Genomic DNA, 16,011 nt, shown 5'->3' on the forward strand with positions numbered 1-16,011 from the left:
GCGGCCATTTTGGTTGCCAACGAGCAACATCCGGACGCTGACTGCCCCCGTGAAAACTTGGTGTTGCGACGATCGCTTGAGCCGCCGGTGCCCAAAGAACGTTGTATGATGCTCAGGTTTGCGTTGAAGAAGCGAGTGATCGCCGGATCTCTACGGGGTCGATTCTCGGAAACTCGGCTCGAAAATCCGGGTCGTCCAGTAGATGCAGCATCGTCCGGGCGGCGCCGGTCTCAGCCAGATGATACGCGTCCACGAAACTGACCGTTTCATGCTCCAGCGTTAGACGCGCCAGATCGAAGAAGCGGATTCCTATCTCCTGCAGCCAGTCTCGGGTCTCCTTGCTCGCGAACTCTCGCCAAGCACCGAACCCCTGAGGACCGCTCTGTTCGCGATCAAGAAGATCAACGCCGGCCCGAATGAACGGCAATTGAACGCCGATGAGCTTTACCTCGCGAGACTTTGCGATTTTGGCGAGGCGAGCAATCGGCTGTTCCAGCCGCGGCGACACGCCCGGCGCGCGAGGAAGGCTCCCGGCGAGCGTTTCGGCATTCAAATAGCGTGAGCGCGCGTCGGCGATATGTGCCGGCGAATAGACGTAGGACCCGTCGCTGCGGAAGCCTTCTTCGTGAACGATGGACTGGGTGCCGACGAAGGCCGTCGGAGCGCTAGAGTAGTTCCGGAACGGCGTCGGATTCCGCGCTGCGGTACGCGCGAAATCCAAAACGCTCGATCTCACATAGGCAAGCGCAAAGTCATAATGCATCTTTCTAGGAAGAGCGAACCATTCTTCCCACCGCTCCGCGAACAGGAAATGATCCAGTGAGAGAATGGCAACTCGGGGAGGTGCTTGCCGTGTGGCGCGCTCGAACAGTTCAACCATCTGGTCGGTCGTCCAAGCCGTGAACGAGAGATTGTAGAAGCTGTACGGAGCAAAATGGGCTGCACGAAACGCACCCGCGCGCGACGAACTGATCCAGATGACTTCGGGACGCTCGTGCTCGAGCCTCGCCAGCTTGAACGCTGCGTTGTAGCGCAGATCAAAGGGCAGCACGATCTGTTCTGGGTTCTTTCGCTGCGATTCCGCTAGTTCATGCAGCGTTCTCGTCGCGCCGAATGGTCGGGCGAGTTGAAAAAGAGCCGTGGGAAGCAGGTAACCGGCCAACGCGGAGGTCGCCAGCACCGTCGTGACGTAGCGCCGCGTGCAATCTATCGACTGCGCTGAAGGCGGTGGCCGCGGGTGATCATCCATGCAGCTATCGTCTGAATCCATGCTCATTGAGATCAGCGCAAGGCGCTGCCGCGCACGCGATGATAGTTCAGAATTGGAAGTAGAGGAACTGGGAGGTATCGCCGGCAATGATGTTCATCAAGACCGCCGCCACGAGCGCGATGGAGGTTCCGATGGCCCACGGCAGGGACGGCCGCCACTTCAGGTTCAGAATGCTCCAGGGACGAGGGTTGTGATAGGTTTCCAGCCCAACCTTCCAACGCTCGAACATCGCGTTCACGTTGGGCAGGGTGAAACAGGCAACATAGCCTGCCAGGATCGCGATCATGAGGCGCGGATCGACGAGGTTCGTTGCCGTGATCTTCTCCGGGTTGGACAGGGCGAGCATTCCCTTGATGAGCCTGACCGCGGCATTCGGATTGTCGGCCCGGAAGAAAACCCATGCCAGAACCACGACGAACTGTGTCAACAAGAGCGCCGCCACCGTATACCAGGCGGTCGCCGACAGGCGGGTGAGGCCCGGTCGCTGCGCGACGAATTTGCTCCAGCGATGATTGACGATCAGAAACAGCCCGTGCAGCGCGCCCCAGATGATGAAGGTGAAACCCGCGCCATGCCAGAGACCGCCGAGCAGCATGGTGGCGAAGAGGTTGGCGTTTCTCCGGTGCTCGCCGTAGCGGTTGCCGCCAAGCGGGATGTAGAGATAGTCGCGCAGGAAGCGCGACAGTGAGATATGCCAACGGCGCCAGAATTCGACGATGCTCAGCGACTTGTAGGGGGAATCGAAGTTGAAAGGCAGCCGGATCCCGAACATGATCGAGATGCCGATCGCCATGTCGGAGTAGCCCGAGAAATCGAAATAGATCTGCAGCGAGTAGGCGAGGGCGCCGCCCCAGGCGTCCATCAGGTGAAGGTGGCTCGAATTGGCGGCCTGGAACACGGGATTCGCGATCAGGCCGAACCCGTCCGCGATGAACGACTTCTTGAAAAGTCCAATGGTCAGAATCGTGAGGCCGACCGCGACCTTCTCGATGGAAATCCGTCGGCTCTCCTCCGAGCCGAATTGCGGCATCATCTCGCGGTGATGGAGGATCGGGCCGGCGACCAGATGCGGGAAATACGTGACGAACAGGCCGTATTTCACGAAGCTTCGTTCGTCGGAATAACCGCCATAGACGTCGGCGAGGTAGGCGATCTGGGTGAAGGTGAAGAACGAAATGCCGAGCGGGAGAACGATCGCGAGCGAGGGGTGTTTCGACGCGGTGATCGCATTGAGGATCTGGATGCCGAAATTCGTATATTTGTAGAACGCGAGCGCGGCCAGGTTGAGCGTGATGGCCGCGGAAAACAGGCCGGTTCGGAGCTTTCCGGTCTGTCCGGCAATCAGCAGACCCATCGTGTAATTGAAGACGATGGAGACCAGGATGACCGGGAGGAAGTGAATGTCCCAATAGCTGTAGAAGGTCAGCGACGCCGCGGCGAGCCAGCTGAGGCGCACGACAGGGGCGGCGAAAAAGCGAGCCAGCAGAAAATAACCGACCAGGGTCACCGGCAGGAACAGAAACAGAAACTCAAACTGCGTGAAGAGCATAACAAGTTTCTTGATGTTGCTGCATATTGCGCTGCTTTATCAATGATTGAGGGCGCTGCCAAGTTGGGTGCACCTCTCGCGATGCGAATTTCGGGGGATGTCGCCCCCTGACGACAGCGACGTGGACCAGCCTCTCGAATGGGGCGGACACTTTTCGATCAATGATTCTTCTGCTATGGCAGCTCAACTCGACCAACGACGCCAATCCAATGATGCCATGATGGGGTTTCGCGCAATCACTCTCGCCGATGACCGCCGCGGCCAAGAAACCCCTCGATGGACCATGCCGATGACATCTCGATAGGTCTGCGCTCTCGCGCGCAAAGCAAGCTGGGGAGGAGTGGAAAGCCCTCTGTTCCACCGGCTGACGTCGTGTCTAGACTCTCGTTGTCGGAGCCGAAGCAGCTGCCACGACACCCACCGAGACAACCTATCGAGCGGGAATTGCGTCATGTCGACAGTCGGCCGGTCTGCACCGGAAAAGTCAGCTGAACCGGGCGGATTCGGGCGCTATCTCATCGCAGTCGGAATTGTCGGCGTGGCGGCCGCGCTCGCGTTTTCGCTCGGTCTGTCGCTCTTTTCGTCGGACGTGTGGACGTTGCGTGATGGGCTGCTGCAGATTCCACGGGAAGGCGACACCAACTGGTATCGTGATTTCGGCGGCCGCAGCATTCCGCAGATCCAGGACCAGGATATCTTCTACAGCAATCTGGGAGGATCGGTCGAAGCCGCAAAGCAGGCCGATCTCGTCTTTCTCGGCCCGTCCTTCGTCAGCTATGCGGTAGACCGGCAGACGCTCGCGCAATCACCGGTGCTCGGTCGATTGGGGATCTACAACATGGCCTTCGTGGGCATTCGCGGCGGGGAGTTCTCGCGGCTCGTGATCCAGCGCTGGAAAATCCGTCCGCGTTTGTGGGTCATCAATGCCGACGATCAGTTCGTGCACTTTTTCAGCAACGATCTCAGCGTCACTCTTGGTCCGCAGAAGCAGCCCATCGCCGCCGTCCAGCGCAACCGAATGCGGGGGTACCTGACGGTGATCGGCCGCAATCTGCATTGGCGCATCGAGGACCTCGTTGCGGCCTATCAGAATGGCCATTTTTCGCCCACCGGCCTCTATCGCAACATCACGGACGGCGACATGGGGCTGGATGCCAATCCGGGCTATGTCGCCGCGGGCAACAAGCCGATGCTATCGGCCCGTGATCCGGACTGTCATACGACCCCCGCGATTGTCGACTATGCGAAGAGATTTCTCCACGAGGTGGGCGGAGAGGTCGTGCTCACACTGGTCCCGCACAGCCAGTCCTGCGTCCAGCAGGCGGCAGAGCTGGCGAAGGAATTGAACATCGAACTGATCGCGCCGCCATTCGATGGCCTGACGACGATCGACGGCGGCGGCCATTTGGACAGGCACGGCGCGCAAGTCTTTACGAGCTATCTCGCTCGCGAGATCGTCAAGACGGCGGCTTTCAAACGGGCATTTCCAGTCGGAACTGGCGACGGCAAATGATGCCGATGTTGCTGAATTCCAGCCAAGGAGCCGCCGGCTCCACGCGGGTTCGTCCGACACGCTTCGTCCGAGCCATCGAGGGCCCTCGCTCAAGGTGGGGCTCCCCGAGACTAATCGCCACCGGGGCTTAGAATTCTGAATTCTCATTTCGTCCAGTTTTGCTTGCGTTCATCCCCATGTTCGGCTTGGAAAATTCCCGGCACCTCTGTTATAGCTGCGATCCAATCGGCTCAATCCTTGGTTGGCATTTGCGGCGGCGATGTCTGCACGGGGAATTCTCGCATTGGACCCGGCGAGCGTACTGTCCTCATCCCGAGACGTGATCCTTGGCGCGCAGGCGACTTGAACGGCCGGTCGTCCAGGCTCCGCCTTGATCCGAACGCGCGGAATCCGGGATTTCAAGGTTGTGTGGAACTTGGTCGTATGAAACTGCAAAAGCAAAGGCCGATGCGCGGCGGCCGCCGACGGATTGTCTACCAGGTCTTCGTCATAGTCGGAGCGACCCTCAACCTGCTGCCGCGACGCGCGGTGTTCCTTGGTCTGGTCATCGCTTTCGCCGCGAGACTTCCACTCCGGCGGCGCCTGGCTCAGGCGTATTTTCCCTATGTGACGTCGCATCTTGCAGCTCGGCCGGAGTTTCGTTTTTCGACGGCTCTCAGCCGATATTTCCCCGGCCCTTCGATTCAAGCCCTGAGCAGCATCGGCGCCTATCGCGAGGCGGCCGGGACTGTCGGCCGCGAAACCTTGGCGTTCGATGATGCGGAGACCAGATACGCGCTGGTTCGATCCTTGTTCGAGCTGGGCGAGTTTTCGGAAGCGCGCGATGCCGCGGCAGGAGCGAAGCCCGAACAGCTCGAAGCGATGGTCGATCTCGCCTTCTACAAGGCCATGGTCGACGTGATCGGAGGGGATGACGCGGCGGCGCTCGACGCGATGTTCTGGGCGTGTCGGAGCAGCCTGCATTTTCTCCGTCCCCACCAGAATATCGCGGCTCGGAATTCACCGTATTATGTCCCGAACAGCCTCGATTTCCTCTGCGGCGCTCGAGGCCGGCTGTTCGACCTGTGCAACTTCACGGGCCAGCGTGTGATGCATGTCGGTCGCGGCGAGATTGCAATTCGGTTGTACGAGCGCGCTTTGGATGCGCAGCAGGAACTGCGGGCATCGCCGCCACCGCTTTCTGATGAGTTGAAGCGTCTGCTCGACCGGCTCGGCGTCACCTTCGATACGTTGCGGCTCGTTCCTGAGGAATGGGCGACGCAGATCGGCCATCTGGGCATGCTCGACATTCTGTTTCGGATGCGAGCGCTGGGCTGGTGGTCAGGCGAAGCCGTGATCGTCGTCCGTCCCGATAGCATCGCCAACGCGGTCTTCTTCAAGCTGTTTGAAAGTTTCGGCAAGGTCGTGGTGATCGGCGAAACGGTATCGGAGCGACTGGGTGAGGAACTGCTGTCCTTGCAGCGATGGTGCGGGTTGAACTTCAACGCCTTCAGGCTGCCGGATGGGCGGGTCGTTCCCTGGCAAGATGCGGGTGCGATCGCCATCGAGCAATGGGAGCGCGAAGGAAGAGGGCATCCGTTGCGTGATGCCTACGATCGGAGCGAGGCGGCAGCGGCAACGGCTCGCTTCGACGCGTTCCGTTCCAGGTACGGCATGAAGCCCGACGACTGGTATGTGTGCCTGCACACCCGGGACGCGGCGCATTATTTCGAGTTCATGGGCACAGGGCAGACCCATCGCAACGCGCCGATCGAAACGTCGTTGGACGCCATTCGCCTGATCACCGCCCGTGGCGGATGGGTCATCAAACTCGGTGGTCCGAACTCGCCGAGGCTTCCGCCGATGGCGCGCACGATCGATTATGCGCTCGGCGAATTTAGATCGGAGCCGATGGACATCCACCTGATCCGCCACGCCCACGCCTTCATCGGGACGACGTCCGGGTTGACGAATGTCGCTGTCAGTTTCGGCATTCCCTGTGCGATCGTGAATGCGATCACGACCGACGCCCAGCTCTGGAACAGCAACGTCCGTTTTGCCCTCAAGCCCGTCAGACTGGCAGACGGCGCCGCGCTGACGCAGCACCAACTGACAACGTCGCCCTGGCGTTGGCGCGTGTTCGACGCGGCCGTGCTGGGCCGGAGCGGTGCGCATCCGGAGACCAACTCGGCGGACGACATCCGCCACACGGCGGACGAGGTCCTGGCCGTCGCCGACGGTCGGTTGGCCGAATTCGAAGCTGGTCACGATGGCGCGCGACTGTTGTCGCGCTGGAGGCGCGCGCTGGAGCTGCCCTATTACTATGGCACCAGCCGTCCGAGCCTCGGTTTCCTGGCCAATCATGAGACGGAGTTGCTGCACGACACCGGTGAGGGTGACTGAGCCATGCAGAGGGGGGACGAAGCGGCGGAGATGACACCATGTGCGGCATAGCCGGCCTGTTTCGCCCCGGCGGAGCCGACGAGGCCCAACTGGCCGGGATCGTCGAACGGATGACGGCGGCGCTGGCGCATCGCGGCCCCGATGCGTCCGGCAGTTGGATCAGTGCTGCGAGGGGAGTTGCCTTCGGACATCGCCGTCTGGCGATCCTCGATCTCTCCGAGGCCGGGGCGCAGCCAATGCACGGTGCCTGCGGACGCTACACCGTCACCTTCAACGGCGAGATCTACAACCATCTCGATGTCCGTGCCGAGCTGGAGGCCGCCGGCGCCGCACCGAATTGGCGCGGTCATTCCGACACCGAAACGCTGCTCGCCGCGATCAGCCGATGGGGCGTTGAGCCGGCGCTTCAGCGCCTGATCGGCATGTTCGTCGTCGGGCTCTGGGACGCCGAGACTCGGCAATTGATCCTGGCGCGCGACCGCTTCGGCGAGAAGCCGCTGTTCTACGGCTGGAGCGGCGCCGATCTGGTGTTCGGCTCCGAGCTGAAGGCGCTGGCGGCGCATCCCACCTGGGCGCCGTCGCTCGACCGCGCGGCGCTCACGGCGTTCATGCGCTATTCCTACGTGCCTGCGCCCGCCACGATCTGGACCGGCATCCGCAAGCTGCCCCCGGCGTCGTTCGTGCGCTTCTCGGCGGATGCGGCTCCCGACAGTTGGCCGGTGCCGCAATCCTATTGGTCGCTGCGCGATCGCGTTGTCGCCGCCCAGGGCGATCGCATTGCCGACGAGCGCGAGGCCGTCGATCGGCTGGAGCAGTTGCTGTCGGCCGCCGTGAAGCGGCAGTGCCTGTCGGACGTGCCGCTCGGCGCGTTCCTGTCCGGTGGCGTCGATTCATCGACCATCGTGGCCTTGATGCAGGCGCAGTCGGGCCAGCCGGTCCGCACCTTCAGCATCGGTTTTGCCGAGGGCGGCTACAACGAGGCCCAGGATGCCCGCAGGGTCGCCCTGCATCTCGGTACCGATCATACCGAGCTGTATGTCGATGCGCGGACCGCGATGGACGTGGTACCGAAGCTGCCGCGGATCTATGACGAGCCGTTCGCCGACTCCTCGCAGATCCCGACGCATCTGGTCGCTCAGCTCGCGCGCCGGCACGTGACCGTCGCATTGTCAGGTGACGCGGGCGACGAGCTGTTCGGCGGCTACAACAGGCATGTCTGGGGCGGCACGCTGCAGGCGCGCCTGGGCCGTGTGCCGATGCCGCTGCGGCGCGCGATCGGTGTCGTGCTCGGCGCGATTGCTCCGGAGCCGGCCGATACGGTCCTCAGGGCGCTGCAGCCGCTGTTGCCGGCTCGACTGAAGGTTCGGCATGCCGGTGATCAGGTCGCCAAGCTCGGCCGCGTCATTGCCGCCGACGGCTTTGATGGCCTCTACCGGGCGCTGTGCTCGGTCGATCAGGATCCGGCCGGGACGGTGGTGGGCGGCACGGAGCGGGAGAGTTGGGCGGGGAACGAGATGCGGCAGCTTGCGGCGAAGCTCGATCCGCTCGACCGCATGACCCTGGCGGATTCCCTCAGCTATCTCAGCGACGACATCCTGCAGAAGGTCGATCGCGCGGCGATGGCCGTGGCGCTGGAGACGCGCGTGCCGTTCCTCGACAAGGACGTCGTCGAGTTCTCGGCCAAGGTGCCTTCCGGCATGAAGGTGCGGGACGGCCGCGGCAAATGGCTGGTTCGGCAGGTGCTGTATCGCCACGTGCCGGCTGAGATGATCGATCGGCCGAAGACGGGGTTCAGCATTCCGCTCGACGCGTGGCTGCGCGGGCCGTTGAAATCCTGGGCATCGGATCTGCTGTCGCCGGAGCGGCTGAGGCGGCAGGGTCTGTTCGATCCGGTGCGGGTGACGCGCATGTTCGACGAGCACGTCAGCCGCCGCCATAATCATTCCTATTGGCTGTGGAACGTGCTGATGGCGCAAGCTTGGCACGACGAATGGGCGCGCGCCGCTTAGAGCATGATCCGGAAAAGTGGAAACCGGTTTTCCGAAAAGATCATGCTCAAACAAAGAGATGAGATCATGATGCGATTCCTTGGAATCGCATCATGATCCAGGTCAGTCTTCGACCGTAGCGGGAACCGCCAGGCGGCCGGCGCCCTTTTCGGCGCTGAGGATCCACACCAGCCCACCCATGCCGCCGACGATGAAGTAGACCGCGCCGAACAGGATCGAGACGACGGTGCCGTCGGCAGGCGCCAGGCCGGCATAGCCGAACGCGACCATCATCGTCGCCTCGCGCACGCCCCAGCCTGCGATCGAGATCGGCAGCATCGTGATCAGCATGATCGGCGGGGTCAGAAGGAACAGTTGTTCGAACGCGGCGGGCGCCGCGATGGAGCGCACGGCGCACCAGGCGATGACGACCGCCAGCACATGGATCGACAGCGACAGCACGGCGATCTTCGCAGCGGTGCCTGGGCCGAAGATCACCTTGTTCGCGATCACCGAGCAGGCATAGACGTGCCGCGTCGGCCACCACGCCTTCATCCATTTGGCCGGCAGATAGCCGATGGTGAGGAAGCCGACGCCGGCGGCCAGCGCCGCCGCGTCGACCAGCACCAGGGCCAGCCGCCCGTGCTCGTCGGCGATCATGCCATAGCTCCACGGCAGGCTCGCGACGATGATCAGTGCCAGCGCAATGAAGCCGACGGCGCGGTCGGTCAGGATCGAGTAGCTGGCTGCGCGCCAGCCGGCGCCGGTGCGCCCGATCAGCCACAGACGCACGGCGTCGCCGCCGATCGAGGACGGCAGGGTCTGATTGAAGAAGGCGCCGATCATGTTGTAGCGGAACGCCTGCATGTCCGTCAGCGGCGCGCCGCACAGCGCCGAGATCTCGCGCCACCGCAGGGCACCGATGAAGATCTGCACCAGCGTGATGGCCACCGCCAGTCCGATCCAGCCGATGTTGATCTGGCTGAGCCGCTCACGGATCGCCGCAAAGTTGATCCCGCGCAGAGCGAGATACAGCAGAGCCAGCGACACCACGATCCGGAGGAGAAGAATCAAAAACGCACGCATGCCAGGCTGGCTTCGCTCTTGGTTGAAACGCTCCAAGCCGAGTGCGATACGCGCAACTCCCGTCCTGGCAAGGCTGGACCCCGGGTCCAGGGGGAGCCGTAGCCGCCCCTTGCGGTCCTGATGCCCCGGTGGCTAAACAGTCGCAGGGGTGGCGTCAATGGCCTCCGAAACGACCGGAATATCAATTTATGTCTCATGGCCGGAAGATTGCGGTGATAGGCCTTGGCTATGTCGGCCTGCCGGTCGCGGCTGCGTTCGCGCGGGCAGGCTGCCCGGCGATCGGGTTCGATATCGATGCGGTCCGGGTCGCGGAGCTGAAGGACGCAAGGGACCGGACCTGCGAGGTCGATGCGGCCGATCTGCGCCGGCCGGGCCTGCGCTTCACCAGCGAGCCGGATGATATCGCGACTGCCGATTTTTTCATCGTCACCGTTCCGACCCCGATCGACAACGCAAGGCGGCCCGATCTCGGCGCCATGCTGGCCGCGACGCGCACGGTGGGAGCCGTTCTGAAGCGCGGCGACATCGTCGTCTACGAGTCGACCGTATACCCGGGCGCCGTCGAGGAAGACTGCGTCCCGCTGCTGGAGAGCAGCTCGGGGCTGAAGGCGGGGACGGATTTCAACGTCGGCTATTCGCCGGAGCGCATCAATCCCGGTGACAAGACGCATCGCTTCGAGACCATCACCAAGGTGGTCTCGGCACAGAATCCGCAGACGCTCGCGATCGTCGCCGCCGTCTACGGCTCGGTCGTCACCGCTGGCATCCATCGCGCGCCCTCGATCAAGGTCGCCGAGGCGGCCAAGGTGATCGAGAACACCCAGCGCGACCTCAACATCGCGTTCATGAACGAGCTGTCGCTGATCTTCCAGGCACTGGAGATCGATACCGGTGACGTGCTCGCCGCCGCCGCCACCAAGTGGAACTTCCTGCCGTTCACGCCCGGCCTCGTCGGCGGTCACTGCATCGGCGTCGATCCCTACTACCTCACCTACCGCGCCGAGAAGGCGGGCTATCATCCCGAGGTCATTCTGGCGGGCCGCCGCATCAACGACGAGATGGGCCGGCGCATCGCGCGCGAATGCATCCGCGGCTTGCTGCGGCGGAAGGGCCGGGGTGGCCTCGTCACCATTCTCGGCATGACGTTCAAGGAGAACGTGCCGGACATCCGCAATTCGCGCGTGATCGACATCATCAGCGAATTGCAGTCGTTCGGCGTCGAGGTGCAGGTCGCCGATCCACTGGCCGATGCTGCGGCCGTGCATGAGGAGTACGGCATCGGCCTGACGGCGATCGAGTCGCTGCGTCCGGCCGACGCGGTCGTGCTGGCCGTGTCGCACGATCGATATCTCGCCGGAGGCTGGCCTCTCGTACAGGGCCTGCTGCGCGAGGAGAGCGGCCTCGTGCTCGACGTGAAGATGAAGCTCGACCGCGCGAGCAAACCCGCCGCCATCGAACTGTGGCGACCCTGACGGAGCGACCATGGCTGATCATCCCATCCTCGTGACCGGCGCCGCCGGGTTCATCGGATTTCACCTGTCGCAGCGGTTGCTCGCCGACGGACGCCAGGTGATCGGCATCGACAACGTCAACGCCTACTACGATCCGAAGCTGAAGGAAGCGCGTCTCGACATTCTCAAGAGGCAGCCCGGCTTCACCTTCCACAAGCTCGATCTGGTCGACCGCGCCGGCATCAAGGCGTTGTTCGCTCAGCATCGCTTTCCAGCCGTGGTGCATCTCGCCGCCCAGGCCGGCGTGCGCTACTCGCTGGAAAATCCGCACGCCTATGTCGACGCCAATCTCGAAGGCTTCATCAACGTCCTCGAAGGCTGCCGCCATCATGGCTGCGAGCATCTGCTGTTCGCCTCGTCCTCATCGGTCTATGGCGCCAACACCAAGCTGCCGTTCTCGGTCAGGGACAATGTTGATCATCCGATCAGCCTTTATGCGGCGAGCAAGAAGGCCAACGAGCTGATGGCGCATTCCTACAGCCATCTGTACCGGCTGCCGGCGACCGGTCTGCGCTTCTTCACGGTCTACGGTCCCTGGGGCCGGCCCGACATGGCCATGTTCATCTTCGCCAAGGCCATCCTCGCCGGACAGCCGGTCAAGCTGTTCAATCATGGCCGCATGCGGCGTGATTTTACCTATGTCGACGACATCGTGCAGGCCATCGTCCGCCTGCTCGGCCGGCCGCCACAGGGAAACCCGGATTGGGACGGAAACAGGCCCGATCCGTCGAGCAGCCGGGCGCCATGGCGGATTTACAATATCGGCAACAATCATCCCGAACAGCTGATGGACGTGATAACGCTGCTGGAGAAGGAGTTCGGGCGGCCAGCCATCAGGGAGATGCTGCCGATGCAGCCCGGCGACGTCGAGGCGACCTACGCGGATGTCAGCGACCTCGAGCGCGACATCGGCTTCCGGCCGGCGACCTCGATCGCCGACGGCATTGGGCGTTTTGCAAAATGGTACCGCGAGTATCACGGGATTTGACGGATTGATTTCATGACCGGACGCATCATTCCTCTCATCATGTGCGGTGGCGCCGGAACCCGGCTGTGGCCGGCCTCGCGCGAGGTCAGGCCGAAGCAGTTCCTGCCGCTGTTCGGCGCCCGTTCCACCTTCCAGGATACGCTGCTGCGCGTCTCCGATGCCGATCTGTTCGAGCGGCCGATCATCATCACCAACCTGGCCTATCGCTTCATGGTGCTGGAGCAACTGGCCGAGATCGGCATCGAGGCCGACGTCCTGCTGGAGCCGATGCGACGCGATTCAGGCCCGGCGATCGCCGCCGGAGCCGCCTTTGCCCAGTCGCGCCATCAGGATGCTGTCGTGCTGGCGCTCGCGGCCGATCACGTCGTTCGTGACACCCCCGCTTTTCTCGCGGCGTGCCGCCAGGGGCTCGCTGCCGCCGAGGCCGGCCGCATCGTCACCTTCGGCGTCAATCCGGAGCGCGCGGCCACAGAATACGGCTACATCAGTCCTGGCGCGCCGGTATCCGGGGAGGTGCGGGCGGTCGCGAAATTCGTCGAGAAGCCGGACCAGCCGACCGCGGAGCGCTACATTCGCGAGGGCTATCTCTGGAACAGCGGCAACTTCATGTTCCGCGCGTCGGTCCTGCTCGACGAATACCGCAAGTTCGATGCCGACAGCGTGCAGACGGTCACCAACTCCGTTGCCAAGGCCGGCCGCGACCTCAGCTTCATCATCCTCGACTCCGACGCCTTCGCCGCGGCCAAGCCGATCTCGATCGACTATGCCGTGATGGAGAAGACCGAGCGTGCGGCCGTGGCCCCGGTGTCGTGCGGCTGGTCCGACGTCGGCTCCTGGCATGCGGTCTGGGAATTGTCCGACAAGGACGGGCAGGGCAACGCCGCGCGCGGCACCGCCGTGTTCGAGGATTCCCGCAATTGCAACGTCGTCACCGACAAGGCGCTGGTCGCGCTCGAAGGCGTCGACGATCTCGTCGTGGTGGCGGCGCAGGATGCCGTGCTGGTGTCGCGCCAGCGCGATGCCAACGGCTTGAAGCGGCTGGTCGCCAAGCTCAAGACCGTCGCGCCGGAGGTCACCGAGGCGCACATCAAGGTGCACCGGCCCTGGGGCAGCTATCAGTCGGTCGACAATGGCGAGCGCCACCAGGTCAAGCGCATCATCGTCAAGCCCGGCCAGCGGCTGTCGCTGCAGAAGCACTATCACCGGTCCGAGCACTGGATCGTGGTGCGCGGCGCGGCGCGGGTCACGGTGAACGAGACCGTTCAGACCGTGCATGAGAACGAATCGATCTACATCCCGATGGGCGCGGTGCACCGGCTGGAGAACCCGGGCAAGATCCTCTTGGAGCTGATCGAGGTCCAGACCGGGTCCTATCTCGGCGAGGACGACATCATCCGCATCGAGGACGATTACCGCCGCGAGTAGGGCGGGGTCTCGCCGCGAATCACGCGAGCCGTGCTAGACAGCCCCGGAGTCGTCCGCCGGAGAGCTTCCTTGCAAAGCACGATCGGATCGCGTGCGTTCCAGAACGCGCGCCTGCAGAAGAAGAACCGCAAGCAGGCCGACGGCCTGCTGCCGAAGGCCGTCGAGGCCTATCGGGCTGGCCGGCATGCCGATGCCCAGGCCATCTGCGGTCAGGCGCTGGCCCTCGTGCCCGATCATTTCGACGCTCTTCACCTTCTCGGCGCCTCCGCGCTCGACAGCGGCCGGCTCGATCTCGCCGAGCAGGCCCTGACCCGCGCCGTCGCGGTGGAGCCGCGCAATGCCGAAGCCCTTGCCAATCTCGGCCTCGCGCTGTTCAGCATGAAGCGCTACGAGGAGGCGCGCGCGGTGCAGGAGCGCGCCGTCGCGCTCAAGCCCAGTTTCGCCACGGCGCTGACGAGCCTCGGCAACACCCTGATGAACATGCAGCTGTTCGCGCAGGCGATCGAGGTGCATGACCGCGCCATCGCGCTGAAGCCCGATTTCGCCGACGCCTACTGCAATCGCGGCATGGCGCAACTGCTCCTCCTGCGCAACGAGGAGGCCCGGCAGAGTTTCGACCGCGCCCTGGCGCTGGCGCCGCGGCACATGCAGGCGACGTTCGGCAAGGGGTTGGTCAGCGTCAATCTGCGGCACCTCGAGCAGGCGCTGGCCGCCTTCAACGCCGCGCTTGCCATGAAGCCGGGGACGGCGGCCGTCATCGCGCAGCGTGGCCGGCTCTATGTGCAGATGGGACGGTTCGCCGAGGCCGAGGCCGATTTCGATGCCGCGCTGGCGATCGACCCCGGGCTCGAAGCGGCGCTGCTCGGCAAGGCGCATGTCTGCGTGCTCACCGAGCGGATCGCGCCAGCGATGCTGGCCTGCAAGCGGGTGCTGGAGCAGAATCCGGCGTCGGAAGTCGCGCTGATCTGGCTCGGCACGTGCCTCGCGAAGCAGGGCGACACGGCCGGCGCCATCCAGCACTTCGATCGCGCCCTCGAGATCAAGCCGGATTTCGAGGATGCGATCATGAAGAAGATCTTCGCGCTCGATTTCTATCCCGGCGCCGACGTCGCCCTGCATCAGGCCGTCCGCCGCGAATGGTGGGAGCGGATCGGCGCGCATATCCCGCAGCGCCAGCTTGCCGCCATCGACCGCGATCCGGATCGCCGCATCACGGTCGGCTACGTGTCGTCCGACTTCCGCAGCCATTCGGCCGCGCTGACCTTCCTTCCGGTGCTGCGCCATCACGACCACGCGGCGTTCAAGGTCATCTGCTACTCGTGCTCGCCGCTGGTCGATTCCGTCACCGAGCAGTGCAAGGCTGCGGCCGATGGCTGGATCGAGGCCTCTCAGTTGTCCGACGATGAACTCGCCGATCGCATCCAGGCCGATCAGGTCGACATTCTCGTCGACCTCTCCGGTCATTCGGCCGGCAACCGGCTCACCGTGTTCGCCCGCAAGCCCGCGCCGATCCAGGTCACCGCGTGGGGCAATGCGACCGGCACCGGCCTGCCCACCATGGACTACTTCTTCGCCGATCCGGTGACGGTGCCGGCGGCAGTACGGCCGCTGTTCGCCGAGCAGGTCTACGATCTGCCGGCACTGATCACCACGGATCCTCTGCCGGACGCGCAGCCGACACCGCTGCCGATGTTGCGCAACGGCTACGTCACCTTCGGTGTCTTCAACCGCGTCGACAAGATCTCCGACGAGGTGCTGACGGTGTGGTCGGCGCTGCTCCGGGCGCTGCCGGACGCCCGCGTCGTGATCAAGAACGGCGCGCTTGAGGATGCATTCCTGCGCGACACGCTGATCGCCCGCTTCGCCGCGCACGGCGTCGGCGAGAGCCGCCTTACGTGTCTGGGCGCGTCGATGCGCCATGAGCACATCGCAGCGTTCGCCAACATCGACATCTCGCTCGATCCGTTCCCGCAGAATGGCGGCGTCAGCACCTGGGAATCGCTGCAGGCCGGCGTGCCCGTGGTTGCCAAGCTCGGCAGCAGCGCGGCGTCGCGGGCCGGCGGCGCGATCGTCAAGGCGGTCGGGCTCGACGACTGGGTGGCCGAGGACGACGAGGGCTACATCGCGATCGCCGTGCGACACGCGGCCCAGCCGGCCGAGCTGGCTCGGCTCCGCGCCGAGCTGCCGGCGCGGGTGGCCAACTCCGCTGCCGGCAATGTCGAGACCTACACGCGCAAGGTCGAGGAAGGCTATCGCCAGTTCTGGCGCCGCTATTGTGCCGCCGGCGGCTGAGCGCCGT

At 63.9% G+C, this 16,011-nt stretch carries 10 protein-coding genes; 7 read left to right on the forward strand and 3 right to left on the reverse strand.

Annotation, left to right across the window (positions count from 1 at the left end):
* Nucleotides 1-112: 112 nt before the first annotated feature.
* Together ACQR1D_RS08970 and ACQR1D_RS08975 are read right to left on the reverse strand one after the other, a co-directional pair.
* Entirely contained in the window at nucleotides 113-1,249 is a 1,137-nt protein-coding gene (locus ACQR1D_RS08970; RefSeq protein ID WP_316218699.1) for a hydrolase, read from the reverse strand.
* 67 nt (nucleotides 1,250-1,316) lie between these two features.
* On the reverse strand, nucleotides 1,317-2,819 hold the full coding sequence (locus ACQR1D_RS08975) for an MBOAT family O-acyltransferase (RefSeq protein ID WP_316218700.1): 1,503 nt from the start codon (nucleotides 2,817-2,819) through the stop codon (nucleotides 1,317-1,319).
* A 451-nt stretch (nucleotides 2,820-3,270) separates the two neighbouring features.
* Here ACQR1D_RS08975 and ACQR1D_RS08980 point away from each other — a divergent pair, with 451 nt between their 5' ends.
* From ACQR1D_RS08980 to asnB, 3 genes are all read left to right on the forward strand, one after another.
* Nucleotides 3,271-4,332 (forward strand): hypothetical protein, encoded by a 1,062-nt coding sequence (locus tag ACQR1D_RS08980; protein ID WP_434837823.1) that lies wholly within the window; start codon nucleotides 3,271-3,273, stop codon nucleotides 4,330-4,332.
* Between the two features lie 423 nt (nucleotides 4,333-4,755).
* A complete protein-coding gene (locus ACQR1D_RS08985) occupies nucleotides 4,756-6,714 on the forward strand; it encodes a TIGR04372 family glycosyltransferase (protein ID WP_434837824.1) in 1,959 nt (652 codons plus the stop codon).
* Nucleotides 6,715-6,752: 38 nt separating this feature from the next.
* Nucleotides 6,753-8,723, forward strand: coding sequence for an asparagine synthase (glutamine-hydrolyzing) (gene asnB / locus ACQR1D_RS08990; protein ID WP_434837825.1), 1,971 nt, complete (start codon nucleotides 6,753-6,755; stop codon nucleotides 8,721-8,723).
* A gap of 102 nt (nucleotides 8,724-8,825) precedes the next feature.
* Here asnB and ACQR1D_RS08995 read toward each other — a convergent pair whose 3' ends face one another.
* Entirely contained in the window at nucleotides 8,826-9,788 is a 963-nt protein-coding gene (locus ACQR1D_RS08995; RefSeq protein WP_315805308.1) for a lysylphosphatidylglycerol synthase transmembrane domain-containing protein, read from the reverse strand.
* A gap of 188 nt (nucleotides 9,789-9,976) precedes the next feature.
* Here ACQR1D_RS08995 and ACQR1D_RS09000 point away from each other — a divergent pair, with 188 nt between their 5' ends.
* The 4 genes from ACQR1D_RS09000 (at nucleotide 9,977) to ACQR1D_RS09015 (ending at nucleotide 16,004) form a co-directional block, all read left to right on the forward strand.
* Complete coding sequence (locus tag ACQR1D_RS09000; protein ID WP_315805309.1) at nucleotides 9,977-11,260, forward strand: nucleotide sugar dehydrogenase; 1,284 nt, start codon at nucleotides 9,977-9,979, stop codon at nucleotides 11,258-11,260.
* Between the two features lie 10 nt (nucleotides 11,261-11,270).
* A complete protein-coding gene (locus ACQR1D_RS09005; RefSeq protein WP_316218704.1) occupies nucleotides 11,271-12,287 on the forward strand; it encodes an NAD-dependent epimerase in 1,017 nt (338 codons plus the stop codon).
* A 12-nt stretch (nucleotides 12,288-12,299) separates the two neighbouring features.
* On the forward strand, nucleotides 12,300-13,712 hold the full coding sequence (locus tag ACQR1D_RS09010; RefSeq protein ID WP_316218705.1) for a mannose-1-phosphate guanylyltransferase/mannose-6-phosphate isomerase: 1,413 nt from the start codon (nucleotides 12,300-12,302) through the stop codon (nucleotides 13,710-13,712).
* A gap of 69 nt (nucleotides 13,713-13,781) precedes the next feature.
* Nucleotides 13,782-16,004, forward strand: a complete 2,223-nt coding sequence (locus ACQR1D_RS09015) for a tetratricopeptide repeat protein (protein WP_434837826.1) — start codon at nucleotides 13,782-13,784, stop codon at nucleotides 16,002-16,004.
* The last annotated feature ends 7 nt before the right edge of the window (nucleotides 16,005-16,011 follow it).

This window comes from Bradyrhizobium sp. HKCCYLRH2047, assembly GCF_051168175.1.
Lineage (GTDB): Bacteria > Pseudomonadota > Alphaproteobacteria > Rhizobiales > Xanthobacteraceae > Bradyrhizobium.

What these genes read in the sequence shown, in the direction of transcription:
- ACQR1D_RS08970 (WP_316218699.1), bottom strand. Translation starts at nt 1,249, where the DNA reads ATGGATGATCACCCGCGGCCACCGCCTTCAGCGCAGTCGATAGATTGC.
- ACQR1D_RS08975 (WP_316218700.1), bottom strand. Translation starts at nt 2,819, where the DNA reads ATGCTCTTCACGCAGTTTGAGTTTCTGTTTCTGTTCCTGCCGGTGACC.
- ACQR1D_RS08980 (WP_434837823.1), top strand. Translation starts at nt 3,271, where the DNA reads ATGTCGACAGTCGGCCGGTCTGCACCGGAAAAGTCAGCTGAACCGGGC.
- ACQR1D_RS08985 (WP_434837824.1), top strand. Translation starts at nt 4,756, where the DNA reads ATGAAACTGCAAAAGCAAAGGCCGATGCGCGGCGGCCGCCGACGGATT.
- asnB (WP_434837825.1), top strand. Translation starts at nt 6,753, where the DNA reads ATGTGCGGCATAGCCGGCCTGTTTCGCCCCGGCGGAGCCGACGAGGCC.
- ACQR1D_RS08995 (WP_315805308.1), bottom strand. Translation starts at nt 9,788, where the DNA reads ATGCGTGCGTTTTTGATTCTTCTCCTCCGGATCGTGGTGTCGCTGGCT.
- ACQR1D_RS09000 (WP_315805309.1), top strand. Translation starts at nt 9,977, where the DNA reads ATGTCTCATGGCCGGAAGATTGCGGTGATAGGCCTTGGCTATGTCGGC.
- ACQR1D_RS09005 (WP_316218704.1), top strand. Translation starts at nt 11,271, where the DNA reads ATGGCTGATCATCCCATCCTCGTGACCGGCGCCGCCGGGTTCATCGGA.
- ACQR1D_RS09010 (WP_316218705.1), top strand. Translation starts at nt 12,300, where the DNA reads ATGACCGGACGCATCATTCCTCTCATCATGTGCGGTGGCGCCGGAACC.